The sequence below is a fragment of the Anaerocolumna sp. AGMB13025 genome (assembly GCF_029689925.1).
In the GTDB taxonomy this organism is placed as follows: Bacteria; Bacillota; Clostridia; order Lachnospirales; family Lachnospiraceae; genus Anaerocolumna.
This window is the reverse complement of the sequence record NZ_CP121445.1, coordinates 2054446-2074671: the sequence shown is the minus strand read 5'-3', so window position 1 is coordinate 2074671 and position 20226 is coordinate 2054446. Positions and strand designations below refer to the sequence as shown.

Sequence of the window (20226 nt, the reverse complement as noted above, 5' to 3'; positions counted from 1 at the left end):
CAGTCTCCTTCTTTCATTTTAGTACCCATCCAAAATCTGAATCGTATACAAACTGTTGTGTAAGTGTTCCTGTTTCACTGTCATAAACTCCTAAAATATCTCCGTCTATAAAGCTTCTATTATCTTGCACAAGTTCTGGTAGTACAATGTTTTTGCTACCTGTAAAACCACGTCCAGTATAAGGAGCATTTTCAACTGTCGGAAAATCTGTTGGTACTTTAATAGTATCCGCATCTTCTAATACATATGTAATTTTACCGTATACAGTATCAGCATTTCCAACTGATTGTGAAATTCCATCTACACCACTTCCTGTCTTAAATGCTGTATTGTTATAATCCAACCGATTTCCTTCAAATACATCATCTAATGTTTTCAATGCACTAGAATGTTCATCCACTGACACAAACCCTCTTACTCCACTATAATTTTCATTATATAAGTAGTTATATATATCACTTTGAGGTATTGTTTTATTCATCACTGTACCAGACTGTGGCAAGCCAACATCAGCTCTTATTGTATCCACCAATTTCAATTCACCTGGAGTTAATGTTTTATTAGGGTCAAGTAATTTTGAAAACTCATCAACTGACATTCCATTCTTTTCAATTGCAGCCTTTACTTCTGAGGAAGTAAGCTTACTAACTGTTGATTCACTACCACCCTTTAATGCATTATCAATCTTTTCTTTGATACCATTCTTTGAATCCGCATATCCATCCAGGATATTATTCTTTAAATCTACAATATCACTCTTTGAACCATTCTTCAAGTCAGAAAAATTCATGGATCCTTTATTTTTTAACAGCTTAAAGGCATCCCCTTTAAATAACTTTATTGCATTTTTCCCAATCTCTGCAAACCCTACGACATCACAAATTGTTTCCGTGGTATCCAATGCACCCGCACCTAAATTGGAGAGGGCGTTCCAGCCGCCGCTGCCAAAATTGGTCTGCCTCAATACATCCGAGAGCTTATCCTGTTTTCCATATATAACAGCCCATGCAGGATTACCGTCAATGGCAGCATCTGCTGCCCGGAAAGAAGTTGCTACATTGGTAATCCCATTGATGGCTGCTATTCCTGCACCGATTGCTCCGCATACTGCGAAGAATCCGGAAACCGGAAATGCTGCGACAAATAATGCAACCGAAACTGCTGCGACCACAACAGAGCCAACAGCCCTAACGATATATTTTCCGCCCTCACATTCGTACCAGTGCTTTATGGAATCTGCCAACGCTTCAAAGACTGCATTAAGCCCGTCCAAAATATCTGCTATTGTATCCAAAAGTGGTATACTGTTTTTAATGTCCACAATCAAGCCCAGTAATTTTGCCTTCCAGTCATCAATTCGTAAGGCTTTGTGATGATCCAAAAAATACTCTCTTTGAGCTGCTATGGCATCCGCTACTTCCTGATCTATCTGTTCTGCAACTTCAAGCAGATTTGAAATCTGATCAGCAAAATGATAAAAAGCGTCGGATTTTAATTTCAGGGCATTGATTTTATCCTGGACTGAATCACTGGCGCTAGTTAGGTAACCCGATGATGGACCTGCAACACGATCAATCCCTGTTATAATTTTACTTTCCAGTTTTTCGCTATACTCTTTTGAACGTTTTCCTAAGGATTTTGAATTATTTGCTATTGATTCTAATATATCATACTCTAATATAAAATCAGCCATCTTATATAACCCCCTTTTCTTATACTGCCCTCCTGTCATGATACTTTATTGTCATTAGTTTATTGTAAAATGCTGCGAAATTGTAATGACTTATAGTTACTTGTTAATAAATCAATTATTTACTTTTTAATACAACAGAACCAGTACTTCCAATCAATCAATACTAGGTAAATGCTGATTTTTATTGCAACATAATATATTTAAAGTTAGTTAAGCATATTTATAAACCTGCTCATCTAATCTGCTCACCTCGTAAATAATTTGCATGTCTCACTACTTTAATTTAATTTTTCGACTTGTCTATAAGACTAGTTATTCCGTCAAACAAAGCATCTCTCAATATTTCTGTATAATTATTATAACTATCATTTTTTAACATAATTGTATCAAATATTTGCTTAAGTTTTCCATCGACTATTATAGTAATTCCTTCAACTTTTTCACCTGTTTTATCATTTTCAAATTCTTCATTTAACATTGTTATTGTATTCTTGTCGCTCATTAGCACACCTCTAATTCCCATATTGTAAAAAGATATTTTCATTGCCATCGTTTATCCAAAATTTATCCTTATCTGGAACCAGTTCCGTAAAATCTCTATACTCTCCAGTCCATCCTTCTGGAATATAATCTTCAAATAATTGCAGGTTCAAGAAACATTGAATAAAATTTTTTGATATCAAAATCAACAACCTGACCTTTCGTCTGAAATATCTTCAAAATCCAAAACCGTTTCTATTGTAAGCTCGATGAAGCTTATTATAATCCATAAACCACAAATCTTTATCCGTTACATACCAACTACATACTTTATGAAAATTTCAATACCAGATGTTTATCACCATATCTTATAGCACTAACAAGTGGGTTTGCATTCATAACCGTATCACCCATATATATCTCTTTCTCTAACAATAAATAAGCAACTTAAATCATATTCATTTTATAGCATTAATAATCCTATTCCACCAAATATATTAATATCAATGCCTGTTTTAATTAAATATGATGCTGTTTCAGTTTACCTATACTAATTGCATAGTTTAATTCAGTAATTCAATATAGCTGTCATTTATATTCCCCATTTGATTATTAATGGTGTTCTTCGTTGCAATTAAGAAAAATATGAAGCTAGTTTTAAATTATTTTGTAGTTGCACTTATAGTGGCTGCCTATATTATATGTGGTAACTGGTCCATAAGACGTTCAATGTCTTTCTGAGTATTTTCATCTAATTTGTTCATACTATCTTCATACAGCACCAATGATTCACTGGTATTGAGCAATTTTAATGCAGCCATAGCTAAATGTCCATTATTCCATAGCCCAATTACCTTTGATTCCTGATTTATTCTCAACGAAATTTGGTATAGTTTATTTATGATGCTACTTTCCTCAGTCTTTCGCTTAATTATAGCCATTATTGCATTTGCTTTAACCAATATTAATGCACTTTCAAGATATTGGCTTAACTCATTATTAGTACAATTACCTTGCCTAATCTTATCAATAATATCTTGTATGTTGTTCATTTAATCACTCCTATTGCGTTAGTAATAAAGTATAATTAAATTTTATATGGTTTCAATTTTTATCCGTGTATTCATTTCCTTAGCCTTTTCTAATGCATGCTTAAATGTAGTAATTAAATCTTCCCCTTCACTTGTAACAAAGTAATTCGACAAATCTGTGATATCGTTACTAATATTATTTCCCCATGGTGGACGTTTGGTCAAATCTTCAATATCCCATACTACTTTATCAACAGAAAATTTTTTAAGGCTCTGGTATATATCTTCTAACTCTATAAGTGCTATGTCTAATTCTTCACAATTAATTTCTCCTTGATATAACTGGTTCATAATTACAGGATACCTACTGCCCCAATTATTATCTTCCAAATTATATGCTATGGTAGAAAAAAATGAATGAAAAAAATCCCCACTACCAACTTGATACCAAAAGAAACTCACACTTAATCCGACTGTCATTCCTACTTCTCCTTAATTAGTTTTAATTTTTATAGTTATTCCATTATTTGTTCGTTTCATTATATCATTATATAAAGACGTCAGGTCTGCATTAGAAACATTCTGTCCTCTGATATCAATCAAAACAGTTTGTTTAGTACCATCAGGCAATTTATCAACTCGCTGGTAATATTGTTTTGCTATATTCTTAGCAAGATTACTTCTACCAGTTGCAGTTTCAACCTTATAATTCTTGACATCTATACTACTACCTTCTTTATACAAATCAGGTCTGACACTTCCCTTGGTCCCATATGGTACTTCATTTCCATCAATAAATGATTTTTGTTCAGCGTATTCTGGGAATTGTTTTGAAGCATCTATTTCAGATTGTCTCCAAGAAGGTCTATTAATAGTTTTATTGCCACCCTTAACAACATCATTAACCTTATCAAGTTCTTTTAAATGTTGATAATACTCCTCTGCATTCATACCATATGGTATATCATGAGCACCTGTTGCTAAATCATCCCAATGCTTATTATATCTGGTAAGGTCATCTACAGACATATCACCCAATGAAGACTTAGGGGGTGTTATTTCTTTGATACCATTCTTTGAATCCGCATAGCCATCCAGGATATTATTCTTTAAATCTACAATATCACTCTTTGAACCATTCTTCAAGTCAGAAAAATTCATGGATCCTTTATTTTTTAACAGCTTAAAGGCATCCCCTTTAAATAACTTTATTGCATTTTTCCCAATCTCTGCAAACCCTACGACATCACAAATTGTTTCCGTGGTATCCAATGCACCCGCACCTAAATTGGAGAGGGCGTTCCAGCCGCCGCTGCCAAAATTGGTCTGCCTCAATACATCCGAGAGCTTATCCTGTTTTCCATATATAACAGCCCATGCAGGATCACCGTCAATGGCAGCATCTGCTGCCCGGAAAGAAGTTGCTACATTGGTAATCCCATTGATGGCTGCTATTCCTGCACCGATTGCTCCGCATACTGCAAAGAATCCGGAAACCGGAAATGCTGCGACAAATAATGCAACCGAAACTGCTGCTACCACAACAGAGCCAACAGCCCTAACGATATATTTTCCGCCCTCACATTCGTACCAGTGCTTTATGGAATCTTCTAACGCTTCAAAGACTGCTTTAAGCCCGTCCAAAATATCTGCTATTGTATCCAAAAGTGGTATACTGTTTTTAATGTCCACAATCAAGCCCAGTAATTTTGCCTTCCAGTCATCAATTCGTAAGGCTTCGTGATGATCCAAAAAATACTCTCTTTGCGCTGCTATGGCATCCGCTACTTCCTGATCAATCTGTTCTGCAACTTCAAGCAGATTTGAAATCTGATCAGCAAAATGATAAAAAGCGTCGGATTTTAATTTCAGGGCATTGATTTTATCCCGAACTGAATCACTGGCGCTAGTTAGGTAACCCGATGATGGACCTGCAACACGATCAATCCCTGTTATAATTTTACTTTCCAGTTTTTCGCTATACTCTTTTGAACGTTTTCCTAAGGATTTTGAATTATTTGCTATTGATTCTAATATATCATACTCTAATATAAAATCAGCCATCTTATATAACCCCCTTTTCTTATGCTGCCCTCCTGTCATAATACTTTATTGTCTTTAGTTTATTGTAAAATGCTGCGAAATTGTAATGACTTATAGTTATTTGTTAATAAATCAATTGTATTTTTTCAATATAATAAAACCAGTACTTCCAAACTATCAAATACTAGGTAAATACTGGTTTTTAATGCAAACGATATAATACTTAATATCTTCATAGTTAGTTAAGCATATTTATGAAATGAAGTTATAATATTGCATAACTTTACAAAAAACACCTTTATTCAATTACCACATGAAACAAAAATTGATTTGTATTATCATATTCTTAAGGTTGTTCATATAATTCAAAGCCAATCCAATTATTTTCTTCTATTATTTTTTTTATTTTATTAGATACATATATGGCAGCTACACTTTTTGAACATCTAAAAATATCATATTGACTACATACTTCTTTATCTAAATAAGTTGCCTGAGGAACAAATGTATATAAATTATATTTTTCATTATATTTATATTTACTCTTCTCCATATTAAAGGCATCAATAAAGTTATTTATATACATTAACACATAATTATTATTAATATTGTTAGTAACTACATCAACCAACTTTATCGGAAAATATTGTAGTCCTTTAATATCCATTTCCACAAATTTCTCCATAACTCTAACATGAATGATAGGCCATCGTTTTACATTTAATAAATAATCACTTTCTAAATTTGATACCTTTGAACTATAGTAAAATTCAATGTTGGGCCAATCAACTATATTACGTTTGGATAAGATAATATTATCAAAATATCCTTTTTTAACATCCAAATATACTATATCATCTAAATTAGTGGTTTCTGCATAAATGGTGTTTGTTCCATCTTTTATAGAATCATCTATTCTATCCATATCAAATGTTAATTTATAAAACATCCTTTTTACTCCTTTAAATTTTTCCAATATTTTGAATACAACATGTCAGGATTATCTCGAATTATACTCTTTATCTCGCTTTCATATAATTCTAAAAATATATCCTTGTTCCCCTGTGCAATATTATCAATATTCTTCATTTCATCTAATACAAAATCATGATAAGCATTTGGATGCCTTCCTTGATGATGAAGTAATTCCTTGTTCCAATCGTCATCTAAATTAAGCTCATATTTATCAGTGATATCTTTAAATGATTGTGTATATGTTTTGCTCTTATCAGTAGCATAGTGATGTACTTGTTTGGGTTTAGTTGTTAATTGTGAATTTTTTAAACTCTTATCCGCCCCTTTAATAGCATCATTTACCTTATCAAGTCCTTTTAAATGTTGATAATACTCCTCTGCATTCATACCATATGGTATATCATGAGCACCTGTTGCTAAATCATCCCAATGCTTATTATATCTGGTAAGGTCATCTACAGACATATCACCCAATGAAGACTTAGGGGGTGTTATTTCTTTGATACCATTCTTAGAATCCGCATAGCCATCGAGGATATTATTCTTTAAATCTACAATATCACTCTTTGAACCATTCTTCAAGTCAGAAAGATTCATGGATCCTTTATTTTTTAACAGCTTAAAGGCATCCCCTTTAAACAACTTTATCGCATTTTTCCCAATCTCTGCAAACCCTACGACATCACAAATTGTTTCCGTGGTATCCAATGCACCCGCACCTAAATTAGAGAGGGCGTTCCAGCCGCCGCTGCCAAAATTGGTCTGCCTCAATACATCCGAGAGCTTATCCTGTTTTCCATATATAACAGCCCATGCAGGATCACCGTCAATGGCTGCATCTGCTGCCCGGAAAGAAGTTGCTACATTGGTAATCCCATTGATGGCTGCTATTCCTGCACCGATTGCTCCGCATACTGCAAAGAATCCGGAAACCGGAAATGCTGCGACAAATAATGCAACCGAAACTGCTGCGACCACAACAGAGCCAACAGCCCTAACGATATATTTTCCGCCCTCACATTCGTACCAGTGCTTTATGGAATCTTCCAACGCTTCAAAGACTGCATTAAGCCCGTCCAAAATATCTGCTATTGTATCCAAAAGTGGTATACTGTTTTTAATGTCCACAATCAAGCCCAGTAATTTTGCCTTCCAGTCATCAATTCGTAAGGCTTCGTGATGATCCAAAAAATACTCTCTTTGCGCTGCTATGGCATCCGCTACTTCCTGATCAATCTGTTCTGCAACTTCAAGCAGATTTGTAATCTGATCAGCAAAGTGATAAAAAGCGTCGGATTTTAATTTCAGGGCATTGATTTTATCCCGGACTGAATCACTGGCGCTAGTTAGGTAACCCGATGATGGACCTGCAACACGATCAATTCCTGTTATAATTTTACTTTCCAGTTTTTCGCTATACTCTTTTGAACGTTTTCCTAAGGATTTTGAATTATTTGCTATTGATTCTAATATATCATACTCTAATATAAAATCAGCCATATGAACTCCCATCTGTGTGCTTTAGCACACATGTAAATGCTGCCCTCCTGTCATAACACTTTATTGTCATCTTTAATAGTGTCATCTTTAATAGCTTCAAAACCGTTCCTTATATTCAATCTTTAATCCAGACAGTTCTGACAGGTTGTCTATGAACTCTTTCGCATTGGCAGTATCCAGATAAAGAATATGTATTCTTGTATCATCCCCATTAACAATTATCTTGTTACCGGGATATTTCTTTTGATTTTCAGACTGTACCTGGATAATTGGTTTTCCCGATATCCGCAGTCTGAGAAGTTCCTGACAATACTCCAGACCATAAATTTTCTGATAGGGAAAAGTGATAACTTCTTTCCGCTCTCCCATTCCGTCTCTTCTGTCAATTTTTAAATAGTCGAGTATTAACTCATTACTTTTTATAGCTGCTTCTACTGTTGTGGATACAATCCCGCCTTGATCTGCCGCCTGGTTCCTGTAATATACATAGAATGCCAGGGACAGAAGAAGCAGTTTTAGAACCTGATAATTAAAGTCACTGGTAATAAAGCTGAAAACAATTAAAACAACGGAAGAAATCATAACAAATTTAAGCAGCTTTAATCTCTTGGCACTGCTCTGGGTTCTGGGTACTTCTACCTTACTGTTAATTACATAATTTTTCTCCATGTTCTCTTCTTCTCCTTATCTAAATATGTTTAATTTATACTTAAACCGCGCAATTATTTTTTTGTATTGCTATACTTGATAAAATCAAAGCTAGAGGTAGTTAAGAAAGATTAAGTTGGCTGATTTTATCAAGTAATTTTTAGTTTTTTACTACAAAGTTTAAGTTATATATTCATAATACAGCTACATAGGAGCCGCCGTAAAGAAGATTATGGTTATTTTTTCCATTCTCTTTCTTAAGCCATGGTTGTGTATTGACTGTGATTCCACCTTTAACCCAGATGAATGTTATATCTGTAGTGAGCACCAATGGTAATTAATCCAATTACCGATGGGTTCTCCATTAATGCAATTTAATTTTATCTGCCGTATCAAATACCGTCTGGTATTTATTGTCTGCAATCTGCATATTATCGGACATATGCTGGATTACATCTATATAATCCGTGATATTTTGCACCCATTCGTTATCGTACTTTTTAAAAAACGCATCCCCGGCTTTTGAATCCCAGCCATCCTTAATACCATCAACGGCTGTAGACAACTTTGACTTTAATGCTCTCATCCGCTGTGACTGTTCCTGGTAGGTTACTTTTGCCTTCTTTAGCGCTTCCTCATTCACTTTAAGCATGCTTACTCCACCTTCCTTACTCTTTATTTGCGGGCAATAGTGCGGTTAAGCCGCCAAGGCTTCTTGCCTTTGCTCTTGCCTCTTTTGCTTCTTCCTCCCGTCCCATCTCAGACAGTACCATACCGCGTATCGTATAAAACTCGCTTGAATCATCCTTAACTTTTATAATATACTCCGTAAGTTCCAGTGCTTTTTCATACTGCTTTAATTCCTTTAAGCATAATATCCTGAATACATAAGCATCCAGGTGATGCGGATACTTTAGTGTATGGTTGCGCAGTATCTCAGCCCCAGCCTGATAGGATTCACTGGCATCTGTTTCTCGGTTAAGCTTATGTAAACAAAATGGTTCATAGTAGTAAGCTGCCAGGGTATAAAACCCTGTTTCCTCCATATCTTTTAGAGACTTTGCACAAATCAGGGCATTTTCAAAATCTTCAACATTGATGTAGCAGTTTAAAAGAAAATATTCAGCCACCGGTTCGCTTTCAGGCGGGTCTTTTTCCAGGGCAGCTTCTTTTACTATAATTAAGTTTTGAATGGTCTCCTGCATATCCCCTTTTAAGGCATAAATACGTGCCCTCTCTATAGCAGCCTCCCGCTTTTCTAATCGATTTCCTTCTCTTCCCTCTTCCTCTGTCAGTACCTTTAAGGCCTCCTCAAACCGGTTTAATTCCGCATACAGATTTGCTTCGTCAAGAATGAAACCGGAGTCCTCCGGAAATGCTTTTTTGGCGGCTTCTAATACCTCCCAAGCCTTCTCATACTCTTTCAGGTCAATATATAATCGGATTTTCATATGATATCCTTCAAAATAGTCCGGACACTCAATCGTCATCTCCTCCAGATTCTGAACGGCTTCGTGGTATTTCTTCTGTTTTAGGTATAGCTGTACTTTTCTAAGTCTTATTTCTCCCCGTAAGGGTGCTTTTAAAATAGCTTTTGTATAATTTCTCAGAGCTAATATTTCCTCTCCATCTTCTTCATACACCATCCCAAGATTATAATAAAGCTCAGATTCTTCATACCCTTTGGCAATTGCCTGATTATAATATTGAATTCCTCTTACCTTTTCACTTTTTATGAAACTGATATTTCCCAAATGATAATAGATTTCTCCGGCTTCACCATTTACCTTAAGTGCTTTAAAAAAGGCATCCTCCGCAGGACCATATTGTGCCAGATTGGTATAAGCAATTCCCATGCCAATATAAACTCCTGGATTAAAAGGATTTTCCTTTTCTGCTTTTTGAAAATATTGCAGTGAATATTCATACTTACCATTTCCAAGGAGTACCTCTCCCTGGGCCTTATACTCCGTTGCTAAGATCTCATCCATGTCTTTACATTCCTTTCTACTTATCTGGCAGCTGAACTTGATGACTGCCTCTCACTGGCTTCCCGTCTGCGTTCCTCGGCTCTGCGCTCCTCTGCTCTTCGCTCTTCCTCAAGCCTTCTCTCTTCGGCGCGGATTGCTGCTTCTGTATTGGCGATTTGGGTTGTCAAGCTGGAAATCCTGTTTTGCAGTTCGACAATCTTATTTTCAACGGTTGTTTTTTCTCTTAGTAAGTTTGAATTAGCAGAAGAAAGTTTTGCATCTGCCCAGGGGTCTTGTTCCCTCTCCTTTTCAACATCATAGGAGCGTTGTGTCATATTTCCATTTCCCTTAATTCCGTCTGTAATCTTGCCTGAGGTTTTACTAGTATATCTGGAGATATCACTGGCATAATCATCGAAATCCCTGCTTAAATCAGATAGTAAATTCTTAATGTCAACCAGTCTTTGCTTCTGAATTTTTAACTCCTCCTGGGCTTTCCTTAAGTTTTCTTTATACATACTAAGGGAACTATTCAAACTGCTTAAATAACTCATAAAAAACTCCTCCTTCCTATAACAGGGCATAGTCTCTAGTCTTTAGAATGAACCTGGCTATTTGGTCATTTTTTTCTGTAATCCCTCATCTGTAGTAATATAAGCACTTAGTCCATCTACTAGCGCATTGTATAATTCGTATAAAATATCCTCAATATCTGTCAGCTGCAGAAAAATTGCATCATAATCCTTTTCAAAAGCCTTTCTACCTTTACCGCTCCAATTCAGCAGCAAATCTGTAGTGGCTAACTTTACCGTTGTACGGATGCTGTTATATTCTTTTACCCCTTCATTAAAGGCCTGAATGGCCGCATCCATCTTACTGGTATCCAACTTTCTTATAACTACTTCCTCCATGTTTATACCTCGTCCTTTCCGAATATGATTTTTTGCTTTTGAACTCCTTTTTCGGTAATAAAATAAGAGTCCCCTAATTCGATTTCTTTCTTATAATTTCTTACAACCGCAACCGGTACTTCCAATAACTTAAGATTTGCCAAGTCCTCAAATACAAAAGTATTCTTATTCTCCTTAAGCAGCTTTAAAAGCTCGGAAGCGCCATAGGCAATTGTAGCATTCTCTACATCTGCAAATATAAAGCAGACTTTTAGTTGTTTATAATTTTTAAGAATTCCTTTTAATAAATCCAGTGAGTTTTTACTAATTCCATCAGTACCATAAATACTGTTGTTTTTGATAACGAAAAGCAGCAAAGGCTTGTCCTGCAAGGCTTTTATTCCGCTTTCCATAATTAATTCAGACCTTACTAAGAGTTCTGAATTTATCTCCTCAATAATTGGCTCAAAATCATTAAAATCAATTGTATATTTTTCTACAATACCTGAGGTTTTCAAATGATTCAGCCGTTTTTGGTAATCATCCACGATATAAGCTTTTACCGGATAATCAAACATCCCCTGCCTTAAATAATGGAATATTATTGTTAACAGGTTGGTTTTACCACTATTGTCTCTGCCAGTTATACTTAGTAACTGCATTTTTAACAAATCAATAAAGCTTAAGTCCACGGTATCATAATCGATACCAATTGGTACGCTGTAGGATTTCTGATGGGTATAGTTCAGATTCTTAATGATAAACTCGTAATTTAAAACCTGAGGTACTTCAGGAATCCGTCTTGTATAACGCTCCGGATATCTGTTGTTTATCTCTTTGATATATTCTTTAATACCTTCTACCCGTTCAATTTCCTTTTCGCCCTGGAAGGCAAGATAGGTCTGATACTCATAGATGTTTTTATTAATCTCTACAAGTCCTCTGCCCGGTACATTCTTTGGCTGAATCCGGCACTTATCAAAAAGTGCACGGTATTCATCGGCCGTATTGCAGTAGAGGCAAATCCGATTCGGAAAATTACTTAAGTATTTATAACTGATTCCACTGGATTGCTTTGAGGTTATAATCAAGCTGATTCCTACGGAGGTACCTTCTCTGCATATATTAAGGATATTTTCCTCGTACTCTGGATATAGTTCTTTTAAGGCTAAAAAATTATCAACCATTACTATAATGTTGGTCATATCGGTATATCCGGCCTCTTTATAAGAACTAAAGGAGGTAATACCGATTTTGGAGAATTTCTCTTTTCTTTCCTTAATTTCTGAACTTAACATGCGAATCAGATTCTTAAGCTTTTCATCCTCAGACGCCAATACCACTCCGCCAAGATGATTTAAGCCTTCAAACACACTTAAGGCCATGGAACCAAAATCCATAATATAAAGGGATACTTCCTCTGGTGAATACTGATCGGATATTCCCCTTATAATGGTTTGCAGCAAACTGGTTTTACCAAACTGGGAAGCTCCAAGAATAAAGGTATTCCCGCTTTGGATATCAAGGGTTACTTCCTCCTGACGCTGATTACTTGGATCATCATAGATTCCCAGTCGTATTGAGGTCTGCAAATTTTTTGCAGCTTTTACTATTTTTTCATATACGATAACCTCTCCAAGGGGCGGCATACAGATACCGGGAAGCTGTTCTATCTTATGCTCCAGGCAGTAATTATGTATATATCCCACCACTGCTTCAAGCTGTGTCTCGCTATCTTTATTGGAGGTTCCTTTTTTGCTTTTATAAACAGGAGTCCGCTTACCGGATAAGGAGATTTTTGAAATAATATGCTCTTTTTTCATTGCCGCTTCCTCCATGCTGGTGGAGGCACCGCTGTAAGCGGACTGGAATAATTCAAATATTTCATTATTTCCGACCTGCAAATATGCCCGGCCTGGTTCCTTAATCTCGGCTGCTAAAGGAGTCTTTAATACTTCATTACTATCCTCTTTATTCTGAACCTTTAAACAAAGCTTGAATTTTGAATTGGACCAAATCTGGGCATCCACCACACCACTGGGTTTCTGGGTCGCCAGAATCAGATGGACACCAAGGCTTCTGCCGATTCGCGCCGCACTGATGAGTTCTTTCATAAATTCCGGCTGATCCATTTTTAATTCAGCGAATTCGTCGACAATCAAAATCAGATGAGGCAGAGGTGTTTTTAATTCGCCTTTTTTAAACATCTTAATATAAGCATCGATATGATTTACATTAGCCCCAGCAAACAGTTCCTGGCGTTTTCTAAGTTCAGCCTTAATGGATAAAAGAGAACGCTCTATTTCCCTGCCGTCAATATTGGTTATAGCGCCTACTAAGTGAGGTAAATTCTTAAACTGGTTTACCATACCGCCTCCTTTAAAGTCGATGATTACAAAGCCGACTTCATAAGGATGAAACAAGGTTGCCATGGACAGAATATAACTTTGCAGAATTTCGCTCTTACCAGAACCGGTCGTTCCAGCAACCAGACCGTGGGGACCATGATGTTTTTCATTTAAGTCCAGGCATACCACTTCTTTTTTGGAATTAACGCCAAGGGGTGCTGCCATGGATTTATAAATTTCTGATGTTTCCCATCTTTTATCAACCTCCAGATCATCTACCGACAGAATCCCCAGCAGTTCATAAAGGGAGATATTCTTGGTAAGAGAGCCTTCCAGACTGACCTCTTCACAATATACCGGTGATAATTTTACTGCGATATTAAGGGCTGTGCTGTCATCAACAAACTCATACTGAAACTCATTTACTTTGGTGGAGTCCGCCTTGTCAATTAGTTGTCCAAGCCTTTCATTCCGGTTTAAGACAATGATTTTCTGACAGCCCAGGGGAAGAAGTTCTTTGTATTCTTCAAAAAATATAAAAGTAACTCCCAGATCTGACGCTTTCTCAATATACTGAGAGATTGGATGACGCTTAATCCCAATTTCGTTATATACAAATACTACAATTCGAGGATTTATAATCTTATCATTTTCTCTTCTGGAGAGTTCTTTATAGAGGTATTCGAATAAAATATTCCTGCTTTCCTCATCACAAACAATGTTACGCATTCCCAAATCATCATTCTGCAGATGGGGCAGCAGACGAATCCATTCGATATACTTTGAGTATTCTTCTTCAATAACAAAAAATAACTTTAAATCACTATAGTACTGCCTTATACATAAATCCAAAAGCATATTCTTACAAACTTCTCTGATATAGTTATCATCCCCAACCACACCAACGGCACTGCACTCCGTAAGTTTTAGGACAATAGCAGCATCCTTTAAAAACTGATACGCTGTAGTAACCTGCTCCGGAATATTAGCCATGGAGTCTTCTGATTCAAACCGTTCCAGCTTTTTATAACCTATCTGACGGTTAGATTCTATGGCTCCGGTGCCCAGTCTTACATCTAGAAAGTCCTTATCCTCATAACTTCGGTTAAACAAATCCCCGGAGAAATCTTTAACCAGATCCACCTCATATTCCAGGGAATAATAAGAATCATTGATAATCTGTAATTCCTCTTTTCTTTTAGTCTCAATTTCTTCCTGCTTATGTTTAATATAATTGGTATACATGGATTTCCGGTCTTTGGTGGAGGTTTTGTATTCTTTATCTTCATCGATAATACCGTATATGGAAGATAAAATACCCATACTCATGGAACAGACACTAAATATGATAAAAGACCCGCCGCCACCCATAACTCCTCTTAAGACCACCGTCAGTCCAAGCGTAGCAAAGGCTGGGGCCAGCTTTAGTATTATATTTCTCTTTGGTTTCTTTGGCTGCTCCGGAGGATCTAATATAGAGATTTCTTCTGTTGGTATCAAGGAGATAATCCGTGTATTTCTGTTAAACCTTGGATAATCCAGATGACTTTTTGCATCATTGCTGCTTATGTAAACTAATGAAGGTATTTCCATTGTACTTGCCTGGGACGTGTAGAGTTTCCCGTTTTTATAATAAAAGCTGAAGCCAAGAAGGGAGAAAAAGTCCAAGTTTTTTAATTCGGCTTTTTGCCTTACCTTAGCACCATTTACATAAAGTCCATATCTGGTATTATTATCAATAACAAAAAGTTTTCCCTGTTCTTTTATCAGGGTAATAAAGTCCGAGCCAATCAGTTCGTCCTTTAGCCTGATATCACTGTTATCCTTTCCGCCAATGACGATCTGATTACTGTAGCTGATATCAATTTCTCTCCCATAATCCTTCTGTTCAAAATCAAAATCCAGTACAAAGCTGACACGAAAGACCTCCTGGCTTGATTTCTGATACTTTATTATGAAATCGTCGCCATGAGACAGTTCTCTGCTGACCAGCTTTATTATGCCATCAGAGGATATGTAGACATTATCGTCGCAGCGAAGAATCCATTCCCCATTCGTATTGATAAAGGTAAGTTCAAAATCCTGAAAAAACCGTTCCGTTCCCAGGCGGATATCGCTGTGTTTATAGGTTCCTAACTTCACTTCTTTGTTTTCTACCGGAAGTTCAATCTCTTTATATAACCGTTTGCCAAGAATAATAATTTTATATCGCTTATCCACTATTAACCTACATTCTTGCGCACGCTATTTGCGCATACCAAGTTTGTGGTGCGCAAGCACAAACTTGCGGTTGAAACATTTATTTTCAACCTACATCCCCTATTCTGTAATATTAATTGTTGTCCCGTTTCTTAACCCATACTCTGCAATACACTTATTCCCCTTTAAAAATGCAGTCGGATTTTCCGTTTTTAAATAACAGGTTGACAAATCAGTGGTATCAAACCCCAGTCTAAAACCTTCATTTAATCCAATGATTAATTCATTTACCGTAATGTCCAGAGGGATATCAACATCGATTTTTTTATTTTCCTTATGGATGTGTAATATTGCCGTAATTCTATCCTTATTCATAAAAATCACCTTTCAAAATGGAATAACCCCTATATCAATCAGATAAACCTTAAGGCTAACTTTTGAACACTACGGTTGTTTAAAAACCGGTTCCGTTCAGGTTCTCCCCTCTCCGGCAGGTATTCTATATATTCTGTCATGGTACACAAATTCATAAAATGGTCGCTGTTTAAATAGTCTTCTTTTTCACTCCTGTATTTGTTACAGATAAATACAAAGCGTTCCGTATCGGAGCAATCAATATTCCTTAACAAACAGTCCAGTTTATACGCAGAACCCATATCCTGCCCTGCAACAATAATGGTATGATTTGCAAAAGCCATAAGCCTTGAGATATCCTCCGTAAAATCACTGGCACCGTCAACGATAATATAGTCATACTCCCTGGAGGTTTTGATGTAGTTCATTAAATTAATATAATCTTCTCCCTTAATGGTAAGGGCTGGAAGGGAAAGGTAAAAAGGCGGAACGATATCAAAGGTTCTGGTAAGGATCTTGGATTTCATATCCTCATAAACATACTCATTTCTCTGAATCATCAACTTTTCCGCACCCATTTCCATAGCCTTTAAATCCTCTATAACACTGCCAAAGGTTTGAAGACTGTCCATTCCAATAAACAGCACCTTCTTATGGTATTTCGCAAACGCTTCACATAATGCCGCTGCAACAGAAGTTTTCCCGATTCCACCAATCGGGGAGTAAATCATAAATACTTTTGTATCTTCTGTGCTATTAAGGGGTACGGTTCTTGAGGAGGATTTATTAATTACTTCATTATATATCTCTTTTACACTGGTATATTTGTAAATCTCGTTGGTATCGAAGTCTCCTAAATTGTTAATCCCGGTTTCTTCTTCCTTAAGTATGAAAATATTTGCAATGTTATGTTTCTCAAGCTCTGAGCTATATAGTTCTTCGTTGATAATTAAAATATCTAGTTTCTGAGGGGTTTCAAAATATTGTTTTAGATAATCCCTGTCAGTTATTACGATAAGATCTACCTTGTCCTCTAATTCATCAATAAACTTTCGTTCCAGGGGCATCAAATACCGCTCATCGGTGTCTGCCAGTATAATTTTAATAGTTGCCACTATCTGCTCTCCTTTCTAGTAAAAGAAAACAGCTTTTTCACATTGCCAATCAAATCATTATTCTCTGCCGTTTTCCCTGATGTCCTATCCTTCGCCTTACTTCCTAGTGTCCCAAGCTTCTTATAATTGTTTTGCTTAAATTCTTTTAAAACAGTGCAGATCTCTTCTATTGCAAAGCCAGGATTGTTCATGGCCTGACAAAGGGTTGCTATATAAGGATTCTTTCCGGTATAAGTACTAAGAATAACACAAAGATTCGTCTTAAGTTCAGCTTCAAAGATACTAAAGTTCTCGCTGTCAGATTCCTGATTAACCGGCAGATAGATCAGGTTCACCTGATAATTTTCCCCGTCAAGAAAGATATGATCCGGTGAAATCAATATGTTTTCGCATTGCATGAAACCGTTAGATTTAGCCAATAGAATGGTTTCTAAAAGATTAATAAGTACATTAAGAGTTGTATCAAATCTCAAGGTGTACAACAAAGCTTCTAAGGTTTTATATTTTGAAATATCATAGATTAGCTTGTCCTTTCCATTATGGGTTACTTTCGTACACCGAATAAATCCGTTCTTCTCCTGTCCTAACAGGACTTTATAGCCTACTGCAAAGAAAAGTGACGGTGATTCTAATATATATGCATAATTCTGTGTATCTTTTATCTCTATTACTTTACCCATGAAGTTCATCATAACTGCCTCCGTATCCCGGTATTGCCAGGTTTCATATACCGGTTCTTCCTATTTTTTATTACTTACTGCCCGCATTTTTTTTATTTTTGTGTGTTTCATAATAATGCGGTTTAATTCTTTTTCTGCTATCTCTTCCTCTTTCGTTTCAGGACCGTCAGGATTTGATAAAATCCAAAGAATAAAAGCATAATACTTTGGAATATCGGTCTCCATCATTTCAATTTCTTCCATAGTGGGATAATAACGAAATGCGGAAAACTCAATGGTATCAACAATTGAAAATAAATCATCCATGTTTTCATGAGTCATGGTAACGTAATTTTTAACTTTCATAGTTCCGATATTTTCTTCTGAAATCTTCAAATTTATCCTCCCATTCTACTATATGTTCATGATATACAGTTGTTTGATTTTTGCCATGTTGTTTTGAATAAAATAAAGCCTGGTCACATTTTTCTATTAATTCCTGAGGCATTGCTCCTCTTATGTTATTCTCTATCAAACCGATGCTAACGGTAATCGGCTTTTTTGTCCTTGCCCAGTCAGCATTATGATCATAGGTTTTTTCACTAAATATTTTCCTTATTTTCTCCGCAAGCCGAAACGCTTCATCATCTGTAGTCTTTGGAAAGATTACCGCCATATCCTCTCCGTTATACCGAAAGCCAATATCCTGATCACGGCACCCTTTCTTAATCGCTTTCACTAAAGTCATTAAAACATAATCCCCAAAAGGCAGCCCATAGGTATCCTTAACATATTTAAAATTATCAATATTAATAATAATGAAACAAAAAGGAGCCATTAACTGAACCTTCTGTGCTACCGCTTCATAAAAAGCACCGGTATTATATAACCCGGTCACGCTGTCCCTCTTTGATTTATCCTTAAAAAACTCTGATTTTGCACTTAAGGACAAGGTGTCTTCGGTTAAATTTTTAATAATATAGAGTATCTGCAACAACGGAATAACAAAAAGCAGCAATTCCGTGAAAATATTAGTTTGAAACGGCTTAAAAAATACAGAAATAATAAGGGTTACAACCATAAAGCCTGCCGTTATAAAACTTTCCCGCCTGATTAATTCAATATCCTTTCTTAAGGTCATAACAAAAACAGGAAGAATCAGAGCTAACGCCGCCGGGAAAAAATTATTGTAAATAATACTATCCATAGAAAAAAACAATGTTATAAAACACAAACTAAATGTTAAACTGGTGTTATCATTTGTTTCTTCCAAATGAAAACTATCTCTCAGAAGCCATAAAATCAACTTTATCGAAACAAAAAACACCGTAACCAAAGTTCCAAAAAGACTGATATTAAATAAAAAAACAATACAACTAAACACAATTGATGCAATTAAATCAAAAATCAAAACCTTTTTATAACACTCATAAAACTTATCCTCTTCCATCCCTAACCCCCTCTATAACAACTCATTTTTAGAACTATTTTTAGATACCGCCGAAACAATAAATGTAAAAACTACAAACAACATGTTTAAACTCTAGTAAAAACTAAATGTTTTACTCCTAAGAACAGTAAAATAAATAATAGTAAAATAAATAATAGTAAAATAAATAACAGTAAATAAATAACAGTAAATAAATAATAGTAAAATAAATAGCAGTAAATAAGTTATAGTAAAATAAAAATAGTACAAGAAATAAAATTATAATTTAACAAATAACAAAACAATATAAATTAAAATCAAAACAATCATTATAGAAATAACCATAAGCACCGGCTTTAAATTTAACGGAGTCTTCTTTTTCCCCTTTTCATCAAACATCTCTGTAATCTTAGTACCTGAGGGCTCATGGCTCATAAAATACCTAAGCAGCCAGACAATCGCTGCAATAATCGCCACCAAAACAAAATACCCATAAAACAGCCTCACAACAATCAATAAATTATGTAAGTTAAAATCGCCTCTTAAATTTTGAATATCACGCATCCTTGTTATGTCCTCCAATACCATTTTCAATATACATAATATGATAGAAAAAAGAGAAAATAAGCTCGAATAAACGAAAAACCAGGTTAAAAAATAATTTTCCTGCCCATGCCTAAAAACTCACCAGATAAAATCAGCCCAAAACCTTTTCAAAAAAGCAGGGTGGAGTATATTGTTCTTAAGCGCATTATTCCGAGGCTGCTAAATTCACTTATGTAATATTCATATGGTATAGAGCAAACAAACACACTGTCTGACGAGCCCGGCGAGGAGTTTGTGTTTGTTTGCTCTCGCCTTACCATATGAATATTTCATTAGTGAATTCAGC

The 20226-nt window shown here is 35.7% G+C and carries 19 protein-coding genes; all 19 read right to left on the bottom strand.

Going from position 1 to position 20226, the window contains the following annotated elements; translation table 11 throughout:
* Nucleotides 1–13 precede the first annotated feature (13 nt).
* Complete coding sequence (locus QA584_RS08390) at nt 14–1693, bottom strand: hypothetical protein (RefSeq protein ID WP_278274067.1); 1680 nt, start codon at nt 1691–1693, stop codon at nt 14–16.
* A gap of 283 nt (nt 1694–1976) precedes the next feature.
* A complete protein-coding gene (locus QA584_RS08385; RefSeq protein WP_278274066.1) occupies nt 1977–2243 on the bottom strand; it encodes a hypothetical protein in 267 nt (88 codons plus the stop codon).
* 622 nt (nt 2244–2865) lie between these two features.
* On the bottom strand, nt 2866–3225 hold the full coding sequence (locus QA584_RS08380) for a hypothetical protein (protein ID WP_278274065.1): 360 nt from the start codon (nt 3223–3225) through the stop codon (nt 2866–2868).
* A 42-nt stretch (nt 3226–3267) separates the two neighbouring features.
* Complete coding sequence (locus tag QA584_RS08375; RefSeq protein WP_278274064.1) at nt 3268–3684, bottom strand: immunity 70 family protein; 417 nt, start codon at nt 3682–3684, stop codon at nt 3268–3270.
* Nucleotides 3685–3696: 12 nt separating this feature from the next.
* A complete protein-coding gene (locus tag QA584_RS08370; RefSeq protein ID WP_278274063.1) occupies nt 3697–5268 on the bottom strand; it encodes a hypothetical protein in 1572 nt (523 codons plus the stop codon).
* 325 nt (nt 5269–5593) lie between these two features.
* Entirely contained in the window at nt 5594–6196 is a 603-nt protein-coding gene (locus tag QA584_RS08365; protein ID WP_278274062.1) for an imm11 family protein, read from the bottom strand.
* 5 nt (nt 6197–6201) lie between these two features.
* Nucleotides 6202–7722 (bottom strand): AHH domain-containing protein, encoded by a 1521-nt coding sequence (locus QA584_RS08360; RefSeq protein ID WP_278274061.1) that lies wholly within the window; start codon nt 7720–7722, stop codon nt 6202–6204.
* Between the two features lie 96 nt (nt 7723–7818).
* Nucleotides 7819–8391, bottom strand: coding sequence for a hypothetical protein (locus tag QA584_RS08355; RefSeq protein ID WP_278274060.1), 573 nt, complete (start codon nt 8389–8391; stop codon nt 7819–7821).
* Nucleotides 8392–8734: 343 nt separating this feature from the next.
* Complete coding sequence (locus tag QA584_RS08350; protein WP_278274059.1) at nt 8735–9022, bottom strand: WXG100 family type VII secretion target; 288 nt, start codon at nt 9020–9022, stop codon at nt 8735–8737.
* Between the two features lie 16 nt (nt 9023–9038).
* Complete coding sequence (locus tag QA584_RS08345; protein WP_278274058.1) at nt 9039–10361, bottom strand: tetratricopeptide repeat protein; 1323 nt, start codon at nt 10359–10361, stop codon at nt 9039–9041.
* Between the two features lie 20 nt (nt 10362–10381).
* Nucleotides 10382–10894, bottom strand: a complete 513-nt coding sequence (locus QA584_RS08340) for a hypothetical protein (RefSeq protein WP_278274057.1) — start codon at nt 10892–10894, stop codon at nt 10382–10384.
* Nucleotides 10895–10951: 57 nt separating this feature from the next.
* Nucleotides 10952–11251 (bottom strand): WXG100 family type VII secretion target, encoded by a 300-nt coding sequence (locus tag QA584_RS08335; protein WP_278274056.1) that lies wholly within the window; start codon nt 11249–11251, stop codon nt 10952–10954.
* 2 nt (nt 11252–11253) lie between these two features.
* Nucleotides 11254–15798, bottom strand: a complete 4545-nt coding sequence (essC, locus tag QA584_RS08330; protein WP_278274055.1) for a type VII secretion protein EssC — start codon at nt 15796–15798, stop codon at nt 11254–11256.
* A 99-nt stretch (nt 15799–15897) separates the two neighbouring features.
* Nucleotides 15898–16152 (bottom strand): EsaB/YukD family protein, encoded by a 255-nt coding sequence (locus QA584_RS08325; RefSeq protein WP_278274054.1) that lies wholly within the window; start codon nt 16150–16152, stop codon nt 15898–15900.
* 38 nt (nt 16153–16190) lie between these two features.
* Entirely contained in the window at nt 16191–17246 is a 1056-nt protein-coding gene (locus tag QA584_RS08320; protein WP_278274053.1) for an AAA family ATPase, read from the bottom strand.
* Nucleotides 17246–17938 carry a DUF6382 domain-containing protein gene (locus tag QA584_RS08315; protein WP_278274052.1) on the bottom strand — a complete coding sequence of 231 codons (693 nt, stop codon included), beginning with the start codon at nt 17936–17938 and terminating at the stop codon, nt 17246–17248. Before QA584_RS08315 ends, QA584_RS08320 begins: the two co-directional genes overlap by 1 nt.
* Before the next feature lie 48 nt (nt 17939–17986).
* Complete coding sequence (locus QA584_RS08310) at nt 17987–18301, bottom strand: hypothetical protein (protein ID WP_278274051.1); 315 nt, start codon at nt 18299–18301, stop codon at nt 17987–17989.
* Nucleotides 18261–19355, bottom strand: coding sequence for a GGDEF domain-containing protein (locus tag QA584_RS08305; protein ID WP_278274050.1), 1095 nt, complete (start codon nt 19353–19355; stop codon nt 18261–18263). The genes QA584_RS08310 and QA584_RS08305 overlap by 41 nt, the downstream gene beginning before the upstream one ends.
* Nucleotides 19356–19613: 258 nt before the next feature.
* Nucleotides 19614–19898: a hypothetical protein gene (locus QA584_RS08300; protein WP_278274049.1), complete on the bottom strand. Its 285-nt coding sequence runs from the start codon at nt 19896–19898 to the stop codon at nt 19614–19616.
* Nucleotides 19899–20226 lie beyond the last annotated feature (328 nt).

Bases quoted from the DNA above. Each gene is read 5' to 3' on its own strand.
- QA584_RS08305 (WP_278274050.1), bottom strand. From the start codon at position 19,355: ATGGAAGAGGATAAGTTTTATGAGTGTTATAAAAAGGTTTTGATTTTT.
- QA584_RS08325 (WP_278274054.1), bottom strand. From the start codon at position 16,152: ATGAATAAGGATAGAATTACGGCAATATTACACATCCATAAGGAAAAT.
- QA584_RS08350 (WP_278274059.1), bottom strand. From the start codon at position 9,022: ATGCTTAAAGTGAATGAGGAAGCGCTAAAGAAGGCAAAAGTAACCTAC.
- QA584_RS08375 (WP_278274064.1), bottom strand. From the start codon at position 3,684: ATGACAGTCGGATTAAGTGTGAGTTTCTTTTGGTATCAAGTTGGTAGT.
- QA584_RS08370 (WP_278274063.1), bottom strand. From the start codon at position 5,268: ATGGCTGATTTTATATTAGAGTATGATATATTAGAATCAATAGCAAAT.
- QA584_RS08335 (WP_278274056.1), bottom strand. From the start codon at position 11,251: ATGGAGGAAGTAGTTATAAGAAAGTTGGATACCAGTAAGATGGATGCG.
- QA584_RS08315 (WP_278274052.1), bottom strand. From the start codon at position 17,938: ATGATGAACTTCATGGGTAAAGTAATAGAGATAAAAGATACACAGAAT.
- QA584_RS08300 (WP_278274049.1), bottom strand. From the start codon at position 19,898: ATGCGTGATATTCAAAATTTAAGAGGCGATTTTAACTTACATAATTTA.
- QA584_RS08360 (WP_278274061.1), bottom strand. From the start codon at position 7,722: ATGGCTGATTTTATATTAGAGTATGATATATTAGAATCAATAGCAAAT.
- QA584_RS08380 (WP_278274065.1), bottom strand. From the start codon at position 3,225: ATGAACAACATACAAGATATTATTGATAAGATTAGGCAAGGTAATTGT.
- QA584_RS08345 (WP_278274058.1), bottom strand. From the start codon at position 10,361: ATGGATGAGATCTTAGCAACGGAGTATAAGGCCCAGGGAGAGGTACTC.
- QA584_RS08390 (WP_278274067.1), bottom strand. From the start codon at position 1,693: ATGGCTGATTTTATATTAGAGTATGATATATTAGAATCAATAGCAAAT.
- QA584_RS08365 (WP_278274062.1), bottom strand. From the start codon at position 6,196: ATGTTTTATAAATTAACATTTGATATGGATAGAATAGATGATTCTATA.
- QA584_RS08340 (WP_278274057.1), bottom strand. From the start codon at position 10,894: ATGAGTTATTTAAGCAGTTTGAATAGTTCCCTTAGTATGTATAAAGAA.
- QA584_RS08355 (WP_278274060.1), bottom strand. From the start codon at position 8,391: ATGGAGAAAAATTATGTAATTAACAGTAAGGTAGAAGTACCCAGAACC.
- QA584_RS08385 (WP_278274066.1), bottom strand. From the start codon at position 2,243: ATGGCAATGAAAATATCTTTTTACAATATGGGAATTAGAGGTGTGCTA.